Origin of the sequence: Acidovorax sp. (genome assembly GCF_016783915.1) — a bacterium.
In the GTDB taxonomy this organism is placed as follows: domain Bacteria; phylum Pseudomonadota; class Gammaproteobacteria; order Burkholderiales; family Burkholderiaceae_C; genus Acidovorax.
Genome location: NZ_JADHVT010000039.1, coordinates 1 through 13,912, shown reverse-complemented (window position 1 = coordinate 13,912; position 13,912 = coordinate 1). Strand labels below are relative to the sequence as shown.

At 64.0% G+C, this 13,912-nt stretch carries 17 protein-coding genes and 1 tRNA gene; 6 read left to right on the top strand and 12 right to left on the bottom strand.

Annotation, left to right across the window (positions count from 1 at the left end):
- Positions 1-42 precede the first annotated feature (42 nt).
- On the top strand, positions 43-522 hold the full coding sequence (ispF, locus tag ISS20_RS10070) for a 2-C-methyl-D-erythritol 2,4-cyclodiphosphate synthase (protein WP_291436183.1): 480 nt from the start codon (positions 43-45) through the stop codon (positions 520-522).
- A gap of 47 nt (positions 523-569) precedes the next feature.
- Here the strand turns inward: ispF and ISS20_RS10065 are convergent, their stop codons facing one another.
- Positions 570-2,114 (bottom strand): sensor histidine kinase, encoded by a 1,545-nt coding sequence (locus tag ISS20_RS10065; protein WP_291436181.1) that lies wholly within the window; start codon positions 2,112-2,114, stop codon positions 570-572.
- A gap of 6 nt (positions 2,115-2,120) precedes the next feature.
- Positions 2,121-2,852 carry a two-component system response regulator OmpR gene (gene ompR, locus ISS20_RS10060; RefSeq protein ID WP_015014739.1) on the bottom strand — a complete coding sequence of 244 codons (732 nt, stop codon included), beginning with the start codon at positions 2,850-2,852 and terminating at the stop codon, positions 2,121-2,123.
- A 217-nt stretch (positions 2,853-3,069) separates the two neighbouring features.
- On the opposite strand from ompR, the gene ISS20_RS10055 reads away from it, so the two are divergent.
- On the top strand, positions 3,070-3,783 hold the full coding sequence (locus ISS20_RS10055) for an SIMPL domain-containing protein (protein ID WP_291436177.1): 714 nt from the start codon (positions 3,070-3,072) through the stop codon (positions 3,781-3,783).
- 116 nt (positions 3,784-3,899) lie between these two features.
- Here ISS20_RS10055 and ISS20_RS10050 read toward each other — a convergent pair whose 3' ends face one another.
- Positions 3,900-4,682 (bottom strand): 3-hydroxybutyrate dehydrogenase, encoded by a 783-nt coding sequence (locus ISS20_RS10050; protein WP_060986609.1) that lies wholly within the window; start codon positions 4,680-4,682, stop codon positions 3,900-3,902.
- 115 nt (positions 4,683-4,797) lie between these two features.
- Here ISS20_RS10050 and ISS20_RS10045 point away from each other — a divergent pair, with 115 nt between their 5' ends.
- From ISS20_RS10045 to ISS20_RS10035, 3 genes are all read left to right on the top strand, one after another.
- Positions 4,798-5,766, top strand: coding sequence for an alpha/beta hydrolase (locus ISS20_RS10045; protein WP_291436172.1), 969 nt, complete (start codon positions 4,798-4,800; stop codon positions 5,764-5,766).
- On the top strand, positions 5,763-7,976 hold the full coding sequence (locus ISS20_RS10040; RefSeq protein ID WP_291436170.1) for a bifunctional (p)ppGpp synthetase/guanosine-3',5'-bis(diphosphate) 3'-pyrophosphohydrolase: 2,214 nt from the start codon (positions 5,763-5,765) through the stop codon (positions 7,974-7,976). The genes ISS20_RS10045 and ISS20_RS10040 overlap by 4 nt, the downstream gene beginning before the upstream one ends.
- A gap of 116 nt (positions 7,977-8,092) precedes the next feature.
- Positions 8,093-8,169 (top strand) — tRNA-Val (locus tag ISS20_RS10035).
- A 75-nt stretch (positions 8,170-8,244) separates the two neighbouring features.
- Here the strand turns inward: ISS20_RS10035 and ISS20_RS10030 are convergent.
- The 8 genes from ISS20_RS10030 to ISS20_RS09995 form a co-directional block, all read right to left on the bottom strand.
- Positions 8,245-9,420 (bottom strand): site-specific integrase, encoded by a 1,176-nt coding sequence (locus ISS20_RS10030; protein WP_291436168.1) that lies wholly within the window; start codon positions 9,418-9,420, stop codon positions 8,245-8,247.
- Positions 9,399-9,614 carry an excisionase gene (locus ISS20_RS10025; RefSeq protein WP_291436166.1) on the bottom strand — a complete coding sequence of 72 codons (216 nt, stop codon included), beginning with the start codon at positions 9,612-9,614 and terminating at the stop codon, positions 9,399-9,401. The genes ISS20_RS10030 and ISS20_RS10025 overlap by 22 nt, the downstream gene beginning before the upstream one ends.
- Positions 9,611-10,012 carry a hypothetical protein gene (locus ISS20_RS10020; protein ID WP_291436164.1) on the bottom strand — a complete coding sequence of 134 codons (402 nt, stop codon included), beginning with the start codon at positions 10,010-10,012 and terminating at the stop codon, positions 9,611-9,613. Before ISS20_RS10020 ends, ISS20_RS10025 begins: the two co-directional genes overlap by 4 nt.
- Complete coding sequence (locus ISS20_RS10015; protein WP_291436162.1) at positions 10,009-10,455, bottom strand: hypothetical protein; 447 nt, start codon at positions 10,453-10,455, stop codon at positions 10,009-10,011. The genes ISS20_RS10020 and ISS20_RS10015 overlap by 4 nt, the downstream gene beginning before the upstream one ends.
- Complete coding sequence (locus ISS20_RS10010) at positions 10,452-11,159, bottom strand: hypothetical protein (RefSeq protein ID WP_291436160.1); 708 nt, start codon at positions 11,157-11,159, stop codon at positions 10,452-10,454. Before ISS20_RS10010 ends, ISS20_RS10015 begins: the two co-directional genes overlap by 4 nt.
- 276 nt (positions 11,160-11,435) lie before the next feature.
- Positions 11,436-11,774: a hypothetical protein gene (locus ISS20_RS10005; RefSeq protein WP_291436158.1), complete on the bottom strand. Its 339-nt coding sequence runs from the start codon at positions 11,772-11,774 to the stop codon at positions 11,436-11,438.
- Complete coding sequence (locus ISS20_RS10000; RefSeq protein WP_291436156.1) at positions 11,771-12,340, bottom strand: LPD29 domain-containing protein; 570 nt, start codon at positions 12,338-12,340, stop codon at positions 11,771-11,773. The genes ISS20_RS10005 and ISS20_RS10000 overlap by 4 nt, the downstream gene beginning before the upstream one ends.
- 135 nt (positions 12,341-12,475) lie before the next feature.
- Positions 12,476-13,168 (bottom strand): S24 family peptidase, encoded by a 693-nt coding sequence (locus tag ISS20_RS09995; RefSeq protein ID WP_291436154.1) that lies wholly within the window; start codon positions 13,166-13,168, stop codon positions 12,476-12,478.
- 76 nt (positions 13,169-13,244) lie between these two features.
- On the opposite strand from ISS20_RS09995, the gene ISS20_RS09990 reads away from it, so the two are divergent.
- A complete protein-coding gene (locus tag ISS20_RS09990) occupies positions 13,245-13,511 on the top strand; it encodes a YdaS family helix-turn-helix protein (protein WP_291436152.1) in 267 nt (88 codons plus the stop codon).
- A 7-nt stretch (positions 13,512-13,518) separates the two neighbouring features.
- Here the strand turns inward: ISS20_RS09990 and ISS20_RS09985 are convergent, their stop codons facing one another.
- Positions 13,519-13,740, bottom strand: a complete 222-nt coding sequence (locus tag ISS20_RS09985) for a hypothetical protein (protein ID WP_291436150.1) — start codon at positions 13,738-13,740, stop codon at positions 13,519-13,521.
- Between the last annotated feature and the right edge of the window lie 172 nt (positions 13,741-13,912).

The window sequence follows — 13,912 nt, the reverse complement described above, 5'->3', positions numbered from 1 at the left end:
GTCCCGGCGACTGAGCACTCAAACATTCACAAAGGCAGACAGATGAATTTCAGGATTGGAGAAGGCTGGGACGTGCATGCGCTGGTGCCCGGCCGCCGCCTGGTGATCGGCGGGGTGGAGATCGCCCATCCCACGGGCCTGCTGGGCCACTCGGACGCCGACGTGCTGCTGCACGCCATCACCGATGCCTTGCTGGGCGCGGCGGCCCTGGGAGACATTGGCAGCCACTTCCCCGACACCGATGCCGCGTTCCGGGGCGCGGACTCGGGCGTGCTGCTGGCCGAGGCGGCGCGGCGGGTGCGTGCCGCTGGCTTTGAGATCGGCAACATCGACAGCACGGTCGTCGCCCAGGCCCCGCGTCTGGCTGCGCACATCCCCGGCATGCGGGCCGCCATCGCGCGGGCGGTGGGTGTGGCTGAGGGCCAGGTCAATGTGAAAGCCAAGACGGCAGAGCGCCTGGGCCCGGTGGGGCAGGGCCTGGCCATGGAGGCGCGGGCTGCTGCTTTGATCTACGCCACTTAATAAGCGCACCGAACGGTGCCCTTATTGTTTCTGTACGGCCTTTGTTTTCAGTCGGCGGCTGTTGACCCCAGCCGGTCTTCGGCCCGACGCCGGGGTAACTGGCGTTTGACAGATGGTCGCTGCAGGCGCTGCTTGGGGTCCACGCCCTCGGGCAGGCTGGTGGCGCGCTGCAGTTGCAGGTGGGCCACCAGGCCGCCGGTACTGGAGTTTGCCAGCGCAAAGATGCCGCCCATGCGCTGCACCGTCTTGTCCACAATCGACAGCCCCAGGCCTGCCCCCGCCGCTGCCGTGCGCGCTGAGTCGCCCCGGAAGAACGGCTTGGTGAGGTTGGACAGTTGCTCAGGCGGAACGCCGGCGCCGTGGTCTCGCAGCTTGATAAGCACCCAGTTTTCTCGGCTTTTGGCAGCGATGTCCACGTTGGTGATGCCCGTGTCTTCGTTCTTGCCGTAGCGCCTGGCATTCTCCAGCAGGTTGGAGATCACCCGGGCCAGTTCCACCTCGTCGGCCAGCACATTCAGGTCTTCAGGCACGGACATCGTGATCTGCAGCTCGCGGTGGTCCTGCACCGCATACACGCACGACGACACCACCGCATGCAGGTTGACGGGCGTGAGCGTCACATGGTCGGGCCGGGCGTAGTCCAGGAACTTGTCGATAGTGGCATCGAGCTGCACGATGTCCGCCACCATGTGCTCGCGGGCCACTTCGTCGGTCACGCTCATCTCGGTTTCCAGCCGCAGGCGCGCCAGCGGCGTGCGCAGGTCGTGCGAGATGCCCGCGAGCATCACTGCGCGGTCCTGCTCCAGCTTGGCGAGTTTTTGCGCCATGCGGTTGAAGCCGATATTCACCTCGCGGATTTCGCTGGTCACCACTTCTTCGTCCAGGTGACTGGCGGCAAAGTCACCGTCCTTGACGCGATTGGCCGCATACGACAGCTGCTTGAGCGGGCGGTTGATGAGCCGCGCAATCGCAGCGGCACCGGCCAGCGACAGCGCTGCCGCCGTGATCAGCCAGATCAGCCAGGTGCGTCCACCCGCAGGGCTGAAGCGCGAACGGTCCATCAGCAGCCAGTTGGGATCGCCATTGATGTTAAAGCCGACCCACAGGCCATTTTCCCCGTTCACGCTCTGCGCCACGATGGTGTCGGGGCCCAGGCGCATGGTCAGCTCGTCCGTCAGGCGGTTGCCCAGAGCGGTTGGGTCGAGCAGCGCGTACTTGTCCTTGGGCTCGCGCGGCAGGATGCGCACACCCTCCTGGTCGGCCATGGTCTTGATCAGCGACACCCGCGCGATGGCGTCCGAGTGCACCAGCGCCGCGCGGCTCAGGTTGACGAGCGACGCAATCTGCTGCGCCGTCTGCAGCGTGCGCGGTTCAAACTCCAGCGCGCGCAGGGTCTGCAGCCACGCCAGGATGCTGCCTACCAGCAGCAGCGCCAGCAGAAAGAACGTGCGCCAGAAAAGATTCAGACCCACGCGCGTACGTTGTTCCCGCGCCCGCCGAATGGCCTCCAGCGGGGCGGGGCTGGTTGCGTCGGAGGGGGCGGTGGCAGACTTGCGGGACGAAGGTCTTGGCTTGCCCTCAGTATTGGCCATGAACTATCAGCTCGTTCCGTCCGGCACAAACACGTAGCCCACGCCCCACACGGTCTGGATGTAGCGGGGCGCGGCGGCGTCCACTTCCACCAGCTTGCGCAGGCGCGACACCTGCACGTCCAGGCTGCGGTCAAAGGGCTCGAACTCGCGGCCGCGGGCCAGCAGTGCCAGCTTTTCGCGCGACAGGGGCTGGCGCGGGTGGCGCACCAGGGCCTTGAGCATGGCGAATTCGCCGGTAGTCAGGGGCAGCTCTTCGCCGTTGCGCTGCAGTGCGCGCGTTCCCAGGTCGAAGGTGAAAGGGCCAAAGGTGACCACCTCGTTGTCGCCAGAAGGGGCGCCCGGTGCTTCCTGAGCAGGGCGGCGGCGCAGCACGGCATGGATACGGGCCAGCAGCTCGCGGGGGTTGAAGGGCTTGCCCAGGTAATCGTCGGCGCCCACTTCCAGGCCCACGATGCGGTCCACGTCCTCGCCCTTGGCAGTGAGCATGATGATGGGAGTGCGGTCGTTGGCGGCGCGCAGGCGGCGGCAGATCGACAAACCGTCTTCGCCGGGCATCATCAGGTCCAGCACGATGATGTCCACCGTCTCGCGCAGCAGCAGGCGGTTGAGGGCCTTGCCGTCTTCGGCAACCATGACTTCAAAACCCTCTTGGGTGAGGTAGCGGCGCAGCAGGTCGCGGATGCGGGCGTCGTCGTCCACTACCAGAACTTTGTCGGTGCGATTGGGTGTTGTGGCCATGTTGATCTCAAGTCCAATTTGTAACAGAGCCAATTCTGACCAGTTGGAACGCCGAAGTTCGGGTTTGGAGGCCGGGTTTGACCAACTGTTACAAGTTTTGCCCAGCTTCGCACCTCGTGCGACATGGCTTTGTCAAGGGCGTAGCGCACTGCGGTTAAGGTGGTGCCCCGCACGCCTGGCAACCGGGGCGTGCACCAATGAAAAGGACCGTGTGATGATGAAAAACACTACCAAATTGATAGCTGCCAGTGCATTGATCGCCTGCGCAAGCGCCGCTTTTGCCCAAAATACATCGGCCCCTGAGCTGCGCAATGTGGTGCAGCTGTCGGCCACGGGCACGGTGGAGGTGCAGCAAGACCTGCTGGTGCTCAACCTTGCCACCAGCAAAGAGGCCGCCGATGCCGCTACCGTGCAAACCCAACTCAAGCAGGCGCTGGATGCTGCACTGACTGAGGCCAAGCGCAATGCGCAGCCCGGACAGCTGGACGTGCGCACCGGTCCGTTCGGGCTGTACCCGCGCTACGGCAAGGACGGCAAGATCAACGGCTGGCAGGGCCGGGCCGAGCTGGTGCTCGAGGGCCGCGACTTTGCGCGCATCACGGCCACCGCTGGCAAGATCCAGACTCTGTCCATCAGCCAGGTGGCATTTGGCCTGTCGCGCGAGGCCCGCGCCAAGGTGGAGTCCGAGGCCCAGACCCAGGCCATCGAGCAGTTCAAGGCCCGTGCGGCCGAGCTGGCCAAAGGCTTTGGATTTGCCAACTACAGCTTGCGCGAAGTGGCGGTGAACAGCAATGAAATGTCGCCCGGCCCCCGGCCCCGCATGATGGCCGCCGAGGCCAAGGCGGCGTCGTTCTCGGACTCTGCCGTGCCGGTGGAGGCGGGCAAGGCCCAGGTCACTGTGAACGTGTCGGGCTCGGTGCAGATGCGCTGAGACCTCTGAGCCCCCTGAGTCACTGGGTGTGCCCTGTTTGAAGTAAAAATGGCTGCAAGCGCTAGTGCAATAAGCGCTGGCAGCTATCAAAAGCAGAGCGATTGCTCAGCGCCGGCTTACTGCGCAGCCCAGCCGCCATCCATGTTCCACGCCACGCCACGCACGTTGTTGGCTGCGGGGGAGCAGAAGAACACGGCCAGCTCGCCCAGCTCTTCGGGCGTGGTGAACTGCATGGAGGGCTCCTTTTCGCCCAGCAGCAGCTTCTTGGCTTCTTCGTTGGAGATGCCGTGTTCGGCGGCCTTTGCGTCCACCTGCTTTTGAACCAGCGGCGTCAGCACCCAGCCGGGGCAGATGGCGTTGCAGGTCACGCCGGTGGTGGCGTTCTCCAGCGCGGTGACCTTGGTCAGGCCCACGATGCCGTGCTTGGCGGCCACATAGGCAGACTTCTGCGCTGATCCCACCAGACCGTGCACCGACGCCACATTGATGATGCGGCCCCAGTTGGCGCTCTTCATCGCAGGCAGGGCCAGGCGCGAGGTGTGGAAGGCGCTGGTCAGGTTGATGGCGATGATGGAGTCCCAGCGTTCGACGGGGAAGTTCTCCACATTGGCCACATGCTGGATGCCCGCGTTGTTGACCAGAATGTCCACGCGGCCGAACTGGCTGGCGCTGTACTTCATCATGTCTTCGATGTCGGCCACGCGGCTCATGTCGGCGCCGTGGTAAGCCACCTGGGCACCGGCGGCCTCGCCGGCAGCCAGCACCTCGGCGCGGGGGCCATCCACATCGCCAAAGCCGTTGAGCACGATATTGGCGCCCTGGCGCGCCAGGGCCTTGGCGATGCCAAGACCAATGCCGCTGGTGGAGCCGGTGACGAGGGCAGTTTTGCCTTTCAGCATGGGAGTCTCTCCGAATGAATTACGATGCAACGCAAGAAAAAGTCGGCACTCAAGGGCAACCTATGGGTGCCAACGACCACGGCATTATCGAGCGCTGCCCCCGGATTTCGCACCCATGATTGAACCTACGCTGAACTACGTACTGTGCCCAGGCCCTGCGGCCTCGCCGGAGACCCCAGACCGTGCGCCCGCGTCGGCACAGCAGCACCGCATGGCGTACTGGGAGTGGAATGCCACGGGCGATGCTGCGCACCCGCATGTCATCGTCTGCGTTCACGGCCTGTCGCGCCAGGGGCGGGATTTTGATACCCTGGCACGCGTGCTGAGTCAGCATGCACGGGTGGTCTGCCCCGACGTGGTGGGCCGTGGCCGCAGCGACTGGCTGGCCGACCCCATGGGCTACCAGATTCCGCAATACGCGGCCGACATGCTGTCAATGGTGGCGCAATTGCACCAGCAAGCCCCCATCACCACGCTGGACTGGGTGGGCACGAGCATGGGCGGGCTCATCGGCATGGGCATCACCGGCCAGCCGGGCCTTCCCTTGCCGGTGCCTGTGCGTCGGCTGGTGCTGAACGATGTGGGGCCCGTCATTCAGTGGCAGGCGCTGCAGCGCATCGGCCAGTACCTGGGGCAGCCCGCCCGGTTTGCTTCGCTGCAGCAGGCGGCCGAAGCGATGTGGGCCATCTCCACCAGCTTTGGCCCCCACACGCCCGCCCAGTGGCTGGAGCTGTCGCGTGCCATGGTGCGTGAGCTGCCGCAGCCCGCTGGAGGCGGCCTTGCGCTGCACTATGACCCGGCGATTGCCGTGCCTTTCAGGACGCTCACGCAGGAGGCTGCGGCAGCGGGCGAGGCGGCACTGTGGCAGCTGTATGACCACATCACGGCCCAGACACTGTTGCTCCGTGGTGCGCAGTCTGATTTGCTCTCGCGTGAGACAGCGCTGGCCATGCAGCAGCGCGGTCCCCGTGCCCGCGTGGTGGAGTTTGAGGGTGTGGGCCACGCACCCACGCTGGTGGCGCCTGACCAAGTGGGTGCAGTCACTGATTTCTTGCTGGCAGCAGAAGGCACTGTGGCCGGATGAAAACCAACCCCCCTGCACCAGCATCTCTTATCCCCCAGGCCGACGCTGTCCCCCAGCTCATCGCCGCCACGGCGCACACCCTGCCCGAGCAGGTGAACGCGCTGGCCCGGGCGCGCGCGTTTGCCGAGCCCTTGATGGCGGGCGAAACGCTCGACTCCGGTGAGAACACGCTGGCCCACGCCGATGCCGTGGCCGCCATACTCAAGGGCATTGGCGGCTCCGAGGCCATGCAGGCCGCCAGCTATCTGGTGCATGCCTGCGTCCATCTGAACAAACCCGAAGAGGTGATTGCCAAGGCCTTTGGCGCCAATTTTGCGGCGCTGGCGGTGGAGACCACCAAGCTGATGCGCGTGCAGCAGCAGGCCCGTGCGGCTGCGCCGCTGGACGACCCGGCCGTGCAGACGGAGAACGTGCGCAAGATGCTGCTGGCTTTCTCGCGCGACCTGCGTGTGGTGATGCTGCGGTTGGCCTCGCGCTTGCAGACGCTGCGTTTTCATGCCGCCAGCAAGCGCCCCGTGTCGCCCAGCCTGGCGCGCGAGTCGCTGCAGGTGTTTGCGCCGCTGGCGAACCGCCTGGGTATCTGGCAGGTGAAGTGGGAGCTGGAGGACCTGTCCTTCCGCTTCCTGGAGCCCGACACCTACAAGGAAGTGGCCCGCCTGCTCGACGAAAAGCGGGGCGAGCGCGAGGTCTACATGGAGCAGCTGCGCGCGCGGCTCGAATCCGACCTGCGTGCGCGCAGCATCAGCGCCACCGTGGCGGGCCGCCCCAAGCACATCTACAGCATCGTCAAGAAGATGCGTGGCAAGTCGCTCAACTTCGACCAGGTGTTCGACATCCGCGCGCTGCGTGTGGTGGTGCCCACGGTGAAGGACTGCTACGCCGCCCTGAGCTGGGTGCATGAGCAGTTCAAGCCCATCGTGGAGGAGTTTGACGACTACATCGCCAAGCCCAAGCCCAACGGCTACCAGTCGCTGCACACCATCGTGCGGGACGACAACGGCAAGCCCATCGAGATCCAGATCCGCACCCAGGCCATGCACGAACACGCCGAGCATGGCGTGGCAGCGCACTGGGCGTACAAGGAGGCGGGTGCCAAGGGTTATGCGGGCGTCTCTGCGACGGGCGAGTACGACGCCAAGATCGCCGTGCTGCGCCAGCTGCTGGCGTGGGAGCGGGACCTTGCGGGCGCGTTGCCCAACCGGGGCTTGTTCGAGGACCGCATCTACGTGTTGACCCCCGATGCCGCCGTGGTGGAGCTGCCCCAGGGCGCCACCCCGGTGGACTTTGCCTACTCGGTCCACACCAGCCTGGGCCACCGCTGCCGGGGCGCCAAGGTCGATGGTGTGATGGTGCCGCTCAATACCCCGTTGCAAAACGGGCAGACGGTCGAAATCTCCACCGTCAAGGAAGGGCGCCCCTCGCGCGACTGGCTCAATGCCGAGCTGGGCTATCTCACCAGCAACCGCGCCAAGGCCAAGGTGCGTGCCTGGTTCAACGCACAGGCCACGCACGAGACAGTGGCCCGGGGTCGCGAGGCCGTGGAGAAGCTGCTGCAGCGCGAGGGCAAGACCGCCATCAAGCTCGACGATCTGGCGGTGCAACTTGGCTTCAAGTCGGCCGACGCGCTGTTTGAGGTGGTGGGCAAGGACGAGTTTTCGCTGCGCAACATCGAAACGGTGCTGCGCCCGCCTGAGCCCGTGCTGCAGCCTGACGACTATCTGCTGCTCAAGAAAACACGCACCAACGACGCGGCCCCCAAGGGCGGTGTGCTGGTGGTGGGCATCGACTCGCTGATGACTCAGCTGGCCAAGTGCTGCAAGCCCGCGCCGCCGGACACCATCCGTGGCTTTGTCACGCGCGGCAAAGGGGTGAGCGTACACCGTGCCGACTGCAGCAACTTCCGCGAGATGGCGGCACGCAATGCCGAGCGTGTGATCGAGGTGGAGTGGGGCGTGCCCAAGCCATCGGCATCCACAGCGGTGTACCCGGTGGACGTTGCGGTGGAGGCCGCCGACCGCCAGGGCCTGCTGCGCGACATCTCGGAAGTGTTCGCCCGTGAAAAAACCAATGTGATCGGTGTGCAGACGCAGTCCGTCAAAGGCACGGCGTGGATGACCTTCACGGTAGAAGTGTCCGACTCAGGCCGCCTGAACAAGGTGCTCGGCATCGTGGCTGGGGTGCAGGGCGTTCGTTCTGCCCGCCGCCGCTGAGGCGAGGCGCGCGCGGGCCTTGCCTGTGAGCCCGCTTCCCGCGCGTTGTGTGATTTGTAGCGTGCCGTGCCCGAGGGGGCGATTTTTATGGCTATAATCGTGGTCTTGATAACGACAGGCGCGTAGCTCAGCTGGTTAGAGCACCACCTTGACATGGTGGGGGTCGTTGGTTCGAGTCCAATCGCGCCTACCAAGTTTCTCCTCTGAAGGAAACCAGCCTTCAGGATTTCGGGGAACTTGCAGGGAACTTCACAGGTTCCTACTTTGATTAAGCCGCCTTTTCTTTGGCGGCTTTTTCGTTTCTGAGCGCCGCTTCCAGCTTCGCCTTTTCCCTCCCACGGTCTGCGCCATCGATCCATTTGGCGTAGACGCTGAAGAGCATCTTGGCATTCTTGTGCCCCATCTGCCGGGCGATGTAGGCCGGATTCACCCCGGCCGCCAGTGCGTTCGCCGCGTAGGTGTGTCTGGTCTGGTAAGCCCGGCGGCGCCGGATGCCCAGGCGGCGCAGGCTGGGTGTCCAGTAGTGATCCCGCTGGCTGCGCTCGTCGTGCCAAGGGCGGTTGGTCACCGGATTCTGGAAGATCACCGCATCCACCCCGCCCATGAATGTCCAAGGCTTCATTGCCTGCAGCACCGCGATGGCCCGGGCCACCAGGTCCACGTCCCTGGCGTTGTAAGTCTTCAACTCCTTCACTTCGCCAGCGGTGCGCGCGCGCTCCACCCGCACGGTCCCATGGTTCCAGTCCACGTCGCCCCAGCGCAGCGCGATCAGCTCTTCCGGGCGCATGCCCGTGAGGAATGCGAACTCGAAGTAGGCGTGCACGCGCGGGTCGTAGCGCTCGCGCAGGTCGGCGAGGATGCGCTCCATCTCGGCCGTCGAAAGCGGGTCGGGTGCGGCCGCCTGGTGCTTGCTGTTCTCGATTCCCTCCATGGGGTTCTCGGTCTTCAGCTCTCGTCCGGCCAGTGCAAACACCCCGCGCAACGGGATCAGGTAGTTGTTCAACAACTTCGACGACTTCCATGGGTAGCTGCCCACCTTGGCCGCTACCGTGGCGTGTGTGAGCTTCGCCATGGTCGAGTCGGCGCCCAACAGGCTCTTCCAGATAGCCAAGGCGTTTGTGTATTGGCTGAGGGTTCGCTTGGCCAAGCGGCCCTTGGTCTCCAGCCACAGCTCACACCATTTTCCGAAGGTTCTTTCTTCGGTTGGCGGCTGCGCATTGACCGCCCGTGGACTGTCCGGGAAGTAGTCGGAGAGAACGAACGTGCCCAGCCGGATCTTGTCCCTGATCTCGGCAGCCACGCGATGGGCGTGTTTGACATTGGCAGAGCTGGGCAAAAGCGGCTTGCCTGCCACCGTCAGCGTCTCTCGGCACCTCTTTCCATCGTGCACGAAGAACAGCCGGATGCTTCGCTCTCGGACCTCTACTCCGTCTCTAAAACCCATGCCTCAATCCCCTTGGTGTCGATCCAAATTCGGCCATCGCGCCCCCGGCGCCACTCTTTGTTTTCCAGCCAGATTCCGCGCTCAATGCGCTTCTCAATGGCTGCGGGTGAAAGCCCTGTCATCGCCGCGCACAGCCTGATGGTCACAAAGCGCGCGGATTGGATGAATGGCTGAGTTGTCACATCCATGGTCATGACCCAGCACCCCCTGCTGCGCGAAGCCGCGCGTTTTCAGCTTCCAGCACTTTGATCTTCGCCCGAGCTACCGCCAGGCGCTCAAATGGGATACGGTACTCCTCGTTCTTGGCGAGCAGCACAGGCCCAGAGCCGCCATTGATGATCGCTGCATGGGAGAGAAGAGCGGAGTGCGCTTTCCCGACCTCAGCTTCGGCGTTCGCGTCGCGCGCGGCACGCATGACCGCAACTTGCAGGTCGTAGCAGAGCTGGGCGTGAGCTTCGTACCAGGCGGCGGTGTCCACCACATCGGGGATTTTCGCCAGCCTGATCTCAGCCGGTCCTGGTGCTTCCCGCAGCGGGGGGACAGGCTTGGTCCCAAGCACTACGCCGATGAAGTTCTTGAATGGAGAGGTCATGCTGCAGACCTCCGCAGCTTGCTCGCTGGTTTGTAGACCTCGCGGACCTCCCCGTGCACAGTGAGGCGCGATTGCATGCCCGGGGTCATTGGTGCCCAGTTCTCTGCGCCGATGTCGAATCCCCACAGCTCGCAACCAGCGGCTGCAGGGCGGAATTGAAAGCGCCGGGCGCCGTGCCACTCCGCACCGTCGTCATGGCGGATGGTGATCATGTAAAGGCCGTCATGGCGAATCTCGCGGCGGTCAAAATCGACCTCGATACAGTCGCCTGCCTCGATCTCAGGGTGGCATAGCGCTACATGCGTCTGGATCATCTGCAGGCCGAAGAAGTGGCCCAGGTCGGCTGGTGCGGTGACCCGCTCAACGGCGTGAGCAGGAATGCCGCGGGCAGCAGGCGGCGCGGGGCGTGGCCGTGTACGGCGTTCAAGAACGACGGTGCTCATGGCTGACCATCCTTTGCGGCGACGCGCAGAGCCTTGCGCTCCGCGAGGTGAGCGCTCCATGCATCCATGGATGCGCGGTCGTCAGCGGACATGCGATCAAGTGCTGGATGCCCGGCGACTTGGTCAAGGGTCAGCAGCAGCTGGCGCCCGGTTTCGTCCTGAATGCTGAAAAACCCGTCGTCATCGTTGGTCAAGCCGACAGAGCTTCCCGCCAGGTGCACGCGGCCCACCAGCGTATCAAGAAGCGCAGGGTCGGAAGTCCACGCACCTCCCTGGCGAGAAACGCGGACGATATGCGCCTGGGGGTACTTACCAGTCGTCTTGAAATGGTCCAGTGCCGGAGCGGCATGCTCGCGAACCTTCTCCGTGTTCCGGTCGGCCGTGTTGATGTTGAGTGCTTCGAAGATCTGCTCGCGCGTTGCGGTGCGGTCGAGTGCGTCACACAGGGGCATCAGGTAGTTGCCGATCTCGATTTCCATCGTCCGCGCTTGCAACTCAACCTCTCCAAGATTTGCAACGATGGTGGCCGCTCTAGCTCCCTCCGGAGTGCCTGGGCCTAGGCGTTCCAGCAGGCGCTTGCTTTCCTTGATCTCCACCCTGGATTCGGTCAATGCCATGACGATGCGGCGCGCTATGCCGCGCAGGTACACCAGCTGCTTGATGAGCTGGTCAGCGGTCTCGGAGCCGGTGAGTGCGAGGTTCATGATTCAAGTTTGTGGGTGAATTGATTGATGCGGGTGGTCGATATCGGCACGAAAACGACCGATATCCCCATGTCTCAGCCAGAAAAAGCGCGCGATCTGCTGCGCCAGAGCAAGCCGGCCGCCCAGGTGGCTGACTCAAGCGGGCCAGCGCCAGCATTGCGGCGCATGTTGGCCAAGCGGAAGAAAAGGGCGATCTGTTTCATGTGCATCCTTTCGATTGCGAATGGTCTCGCGGACTGTTGGTGCAGAAAAAGGGGGTAAACGGCGCGACCGGTTTTAAAGTCCGTGCCCGCGCCATTCCTCGTCGTGCTGGGCGATGGCTTGGCGGGTCATGTGGCCGTAGTCCGGGGCGTCCTTGATGGCACGCGGTGGGGCAGTGGTGCCCACCAGGGCCTGGCAGTTGCGGGCGCTGCGGCGGTGGGCCTGGGCCTGCATGGTTTCCTTGCCGGTGTGGGGATCTGCGGGCAGGGCCGCTGCGGCCTGGTCGTACAGGTTGGCGGCCATGGCCCACTGGAGCGCGCCCTGGGCGTTCATGGCGGCTTTGACCAGCAGAGCAGCGTCAGTGCTGGCTGTCCGTGCTTTGTTTGCGCCGATGATCGCGGGGAGGGCGCTCACGCGACTGCCTCCCCGGCCAAGGCGGCGACTTCACTGTGGCCATCGTTGCCCAGGTAGATCACCCGGGCTGCGGTCTTGGAGTGGCCCACGCTCAGGCGGTCGCTGCGCTTGGCGAGGTCTTCGCGCACCAGTTGACCTACGGTACGGCCCCAGGCCGATTCCGAGGCGTAGATTTCGTGCAGACGACCGGCCTTGAAGTCAGCGGCCGTGGGCACAAAGGCCATGCCGAAGCGGCGGGCCACGCTGGCGCAGGCCTTGCCGATCAGGCCGGCGGAGTGGGTGCGGGTGCAGAACACGAAGTCGGCACCGAAGCGCACGACTTGGCCGTCCAGCAGGGCGAAGGTGCAGCCCTTGTAGTCCTGCTGGCCATCGAAGTAGGCACCGCTGAAGCGCTTTGCCACGGCCTCAACCTGGGCTGTGTTGGGGCCATCGGTCCAGCCGATGTTGATGGAGGCGCCGCCGCTGTAGGTGCTGGAGCGCACCGTGAATTTCACCCCCTTGAAGGCCTCCTTCAGGGCTTGGCGGATCAGCTTGGCGGTATCAGCGCAGGAAACGTGCTTCGACATTTTTCACTCCAGAGCCCGGGGCGGGCGATGGAATGAAATGTAGCAATTGCTACTTGTGCGTGCAATAGCAATTGCTATCCACGCCAGATATTTTTATGACCCGTTGGTCAGTAATGATGCAAGGCGGATCAATTGCTACAGTTTCCGCCCATTCCAGGCCCAAATTACACGACCAAGGATGTCGATGACATGGTCGCCGTTGAGCACATCCACCGTCTTCACCGTCGGGTTGTCGCTGCTGATTTCGAGAGCCTTGTCCATGCGCTGGCGCACACGCTTGATATAGAGGCGGTCATTGGCCGCCATGACATACACGCCGTCGATCACCTTCGGATCTTTGATCCCGGTATCCACCAGCAGGATGTCGCCGTCCTCAAAAGTCGGGCTCATGCTGTCGCCGTAGGCGTGGATGAAGCGCAGCGCCGCAACATTCGTCGGCTGTAGCCGACGCGCCACCCATTGCTCTGACAGCGCAATATGCCCCACCAGCACATCGTCATGCTGGATCTCTGTTCCCGGGCCCATGCTGCCAGAGTTGGCAAGAAGAGGGACGTGAACCGCAGGCACACCAGGCGCCGGGGAGGGGGTCAACGCTGAAACTGGCTGGGTGGCGGCTGCGCTCTGATCAAACCAGCCGGCGTACCCGGGCAGCGCGTGCACAGCCAGGATGGTTTTTTCCGTGACGGGACGTTCCCCGCGCAGCATCTGGCCGACAAAAGCTCCATCGCGATAGCCGAGCCTGCGGCCGGTGCTGGCTTTGCCTCCTTCGCGCTCGACCATTGCCTGAAGCCTGCTGACCCGCCAGTCCTGAATGTTTTGTGTGCTCATATTCATACGGTAGCGGAAGCTACTATAGCAATGGCTACTTGTTTGCAGGTAGCAATTGCTATAGAGTACTGGGTCTATGAAGCTATCTGAATACCTGGCACGGCCAGATGCCCTGAGCGTCTCGGACCTTCGCGTGCAAATTGGGGCCCGTAGCGATGCGCAGATTCGGCAGTGGCAACACGGGTACGCCAAGCGCAAACCTGGCCCCGCCTACTGCCGGGCGATTGAAACCGCTACAGGCGGGGCAGTTACTCGCCGCGACCTTCGGCCGAATGACTGGCACCGCATCTGGCCGGAATTGGCCGTGGATGCCAGCGCAGCGCACGAGGTTGCTCATGCTTGATCTCAATTCACAAGCCACGCATTCCGCGCGCGCCTGGCCGCGCCTTGTCGCGCGCCGCGTCCATCTGTACCCGGCTCGCCTTGCAGGCGATGCGCAACTCCCCCGCCACCCACGCCAGATGCAGCTGCGATGTGGTCATGGTCTGCACCCGCTGGCCAGTGACCGGGTCGGTGTTCACAGACATCGCCGTGCGGCTGCTGCTGTGGAAGGGGGCGGTGGTGGTGTTCATGTCGGTGGTCCTTTTGCGCTGGGATTCAGCGATGGGCCAATCGTCTTTTTTTTCCCGTTTTTCCTAAAGGAAAGTAGCGAAAACTATGAATCCGCAAGTTTCCACTAGCCGCGTCCAGCTTGAGATACCAGACGGTTTGGCGGAGCGCTACTCCACCGCGTTGGAGGTAGTC